This is a genomic window from Synechococcales cyanobacterium T60_A2020_003 (genome assembly GCA_015272205.1).
Taxonomy (GTDB): domain Bacteria; phylum Cyanobacteriota; class Cyanobacteriia; order RECH01; family RECH01; genus JACYMB01.
The window spans coordinates 1-2,657 of the sequence record JACYMB010000120.1; the positions used below are offsets into that span (position 1 = coordinate 1).

Below are 2,657 nucleotides of genomic sequence, written 5' to 3' on the forward strand. Positions count from 1 at the left end.
GCTATCATCGTCGTTCGATTGCTGAAACTACCATGTTCCGCTTTAAGACTATTTTTGGGGGCAATCTCAGTGCGCGTCAATTTGACAATCAAGCCGTGGAATTGTTCATCAAATGTGTTGCGCTCAACCGCATGATTCAGATCGCTAAACCCGATAGCTACAAAGTCGAAGCTTAATACCCGGACGACCTCAAGGTGAGCCTGATCATCCTTCTAATCATGCAACAAAGCCTGAATAAATCACAAAAAAGCCTGACCCTGGAGGACTACATCGAGAACCGTCTATTCCAGGCAGACGATCATAAAAATGGGTAGAGGGATAATCCCTCCACCCCGAGTCAATCAAACCTTAAGCGCCATCCATCTTGTACTGGCCGCCCTTGTTGGGATCAGACCAGTCGCAGGCGAAGCCCTTCGTTTCAGGAACGTACTGGTTCCAGGGCACCGGATCAACAGGCCCTTCGCTGGCGTAGACGATGTTAAATAAACCGTCATCGCGGACTTCACCAATCCGCACCCATTTAGAGAGGTGATGGTTAGTGTTCATCTTCACTTCTCCCTCTGGAGCCGCAAAGGTCTGGCCATAGGCAGCGGTGCGTACTGCGGCCAAGTCATCGTAGGTTCCGGCTTTCTCTACCGCCTGCTTCCAGAGGTAGACCATAATGTAGGCCGCTTCCATGGGGTCGTTGGTGACGCGATCGTCGCCATATTCCGCCTTAAAGTCTGCCACCCACTTCTCGTTCTCAGGGTTCTCTACCGTTTGGAAGTAGTTCCAGGACGCAAATTGACCAATCAGGAATTCAGGGCCGATTTGGCGAACTTCTTCCTCAGCAACGCTCACCGACATCACAGGATACTTGTCAGGGCCGAGACCTGCACCCTGCATTTGCTTGAAGAAAGCTACGTTGCTGTCGCCGTTCAGGGTGTTGAAGATCACGCCACCGTCGGGCATTTGGGAGCGAATCTTGGTAATGATGGGGGTTACTTCGGTGTTGCCCAGGGGCAGATAGTCTTCACCGACCACTTCACCACCCTTGGCCTTAAGCTGCTCTTTGATAATGGTGTTGGCGGTGCGGGGGAACACGTAGTCTGAACCCACGAGGAAAAAGGTCGTACTTTTGTTCTCTAGCAGCCAGTCCACCGCAGGTTCGATCTGTTGGTTGGGGGCAGCCCCCGTGTAGAAGATGTTCTTAGAACACTCTTGTCCTTCGTACTGAACGGGGTACCACAGCATGTGGTCTTTGGATTCAAAAACGGGAAGAACGGCTTTACGGCTTGCCGATGTCCAGCACCCGAAAATCGTTGCCACCTTATCTTGGTCGATCAGTTTCTCTGCTTTTTCAGCAAAGGTTGGCCAGTCGGAGGCACCATCTTCTTTGATAGCTTCAATTTGCTTGCCAAGGACACCACCTGCGGCATTGATCTCTTTAATGGCGAGTTCCTCTGCTTCTACAACGGTCGTTTCACTGATTGCCATTGTGCCGCTGAGGGAGTGCAGGATACCCACTTTAATGGTGTCACCACTGCTCGGGGCTGCTTCTGTTGTAGATCCGGCTTCGGTTTCTGTGGCTGCTTCCTCTGGCGCAGGGGTTCCACAGGCTTTCAGCAGCATGCTTGTACCTAATGCGGCTGAACCGTATACCAAAAACTTCCGTCGTCCAAATAGCCTTTTCATAATCTCCTCATGGAAATCTCATAGATAGCGAAATACTAAAGCGGAGATCGCCAAAGAATTGTGATCCACGATACAAAAAGATCGTTTTTGAAAGTTTAGGTAAGGGCGTCAATACTCTTTCGGCAGATATATCCTTTAGAGAATTGTGGGGATCAGGCTGGAACACGCCCTTGATGACGTTGAATGAACTGGACAATACCGTCTAAACCTTGATTTTTCTTGAGATTCGTGAACATAAATGGGCGATCGCCCCGCATTTTTTTCGCATCCCGTTCCATCACATTTAGATCGGCTCCAACCAAGGGAGCGAGATCAATTTTGTTAATAATTAATAAGTCGGATTTGGTAATGCCGGGGCCACCCTTCCGCGGAATTTTATCCCCAGCGGCGACATCGATCACGTAGAGGGTGAGATCCACCAGTTCGGGACTGAAAGTAGAGGCCAAATTATCGCCACCGCTTTCGACAAAGATCAGGTCGAGGTTGGTGAATCGGGTTTCCAAATCTTCAATGGCGACGAGATTAATCGAGGCATCTTCACGGATCGCGGTGTGGGGACAGCCTCCGGTTTCGACACCGACAATGCGATCGCTCGATAGAGCTTGACTACGAACGAGAAACTGGGCATCCTCTTGGGTGTAGATGTCATTGGTGACAACGGCGATGTTGTGATCGTCGCGCATGGCTTTACACAGCGCATCAACCAAGGCTGTCTTTCCAGACCCCACAGGGCCAGCAATTCCAACTCGAAAGGGCGTCATCGTGACTATACTAAGTGGACTTTATGGGCATCATTTTATTGTACCACATATGTGGTATAAGAACCAGCCCTCTAAAGGTCATTTGAGAGCTTCTTAACATTTTCTATCATCCTTGTTATCAGTGGCTTTTGGGCTTCTATTCTAAAAGCTAAACGTCTAACACCCACGTTTGAGCCATGATTTTAGGAGAAGTGTTTGAGCGGTTCATCACTGAGAGTCCGT

Annotated in this window: 3 protein-coding genes; 1 reads left to right on the plus strand and 2 read right to left on the minus strand. The window is 49.7% G+C overall.

Translation table 11 applies throughout. The annotated features are described in order from the left end of the window. Nucleotides 1-176: IS5/IS1182 family transposase (locus IGR76_06260; GenBank protein MBF2078120.1), on the plus strand; the 176-nt coding region annotated here is incomplete at its 5' end. Between the two features lie 172 nt (nucleotides 177-348). Here IGR76_06260 and urtA read toward each other — a convergent pair. Further along, the gene (gene urtA / locus IGR76_06265) at nucleotides 349-1,674 is read right to left on the minus strand and encodes an urea ABC transporter substrate-binding protein (protein ID MBF2078121.1); all 1,326 of its coding nucleotides are present in this window, start codon (nucleotides 1,672-1,674) and stop codon (nucleotides 349-351) included. A gap of 152 nt (nucleotides 1,675-1,826) precedes the next feature. Further along, on the minus strand, nucleotides 1,827-2,435 hold the full coding sequence (gene ureG, locus IGR76_06270) for an urease accessory protein UreG (protein MBF2078122.1): 609 nt from the start codon (nucleotides 2,433-2,435) through the stop codon (nucleotides 1,827-1,829). Nucleotides 2,436-2,657 lie beyond the last annotated feature (222 nt).

What these genes read in the sequence shown, in the direction of transcription:
- urtA (MBF2078121.1), bottom strand. Translation starts at nt 1,674, where the DNA reads ATGAAAAGGCTATTTGGACGACGGAAGTTTTTGGTATACGGTTCAGCC.
- ureG (MBF2078122.1), bottom strand. Translation starts at nt 2,435, where the DNA reads ATGACGCCCTTTCGAGTTGGAATTGCTGGCCCTGTGGGGTCTGGAAAG.